Source organism: Halohasta sp. A2 (assembly GCF_056175805.1).
Genome location: NZ_JAQFWV010000217.1, coordinates 1 through 424, shown reverse-complemented (window position 1 = coordinate 424; position 424 = coordinate 1). Strand labels below are relative to the sequence as shown.

The window sequence follows — 424 nt, the reverse complement described above, 5'->3', positions numbered from 1 at the left end:
TGGCGGAAGTACGACGACGAACGGCGGCGGTCGAAGAAGGTGCTGTCGAGTGCGGCGTGCCCAGACTGCGGGTGTTGCTGCGCTGAAACGCGCAGCAACGCCCGCCACACCCACATTTTCAGCCGGTCGAACGATTTGTAGATCGTGCTATAGTCCGGGAGATCGTCTCGATCTAAGCCGAGCACGTCTCGTATCTCGGTCATATACTTCAGCCGATTCGGCGTTTCACGGTAGCTATGACCTTCTTCGAGCCGAATACAGTGCAAAACGACGTGAACCCAGCGGGCGAACCCGCCGCTGGCGGGCTCGCCCGCATACTTTCCCAACGCTTGTTTAGCTAGCCGACGACACTGCTCAACGAAGTCGAGGAGATCGATCTCCATGGGCAGAGTCGAATTCCTCGGCTTCACGTTTCTAACCCGTG

The 424-nt window shown here is 58.3% G+C and carries 1 pseudogene; it reads right to left on the bottom strand.

The features are described 5' to 3' along the window. Positions 1 to 383: pseudogene (locus tag O2S87_RS18865) on the bottom strand (IS5/IS1182 family transposase); the annotation flags it as partial. Positions 384 to 424: the final 41 nt, after the last annotated feature.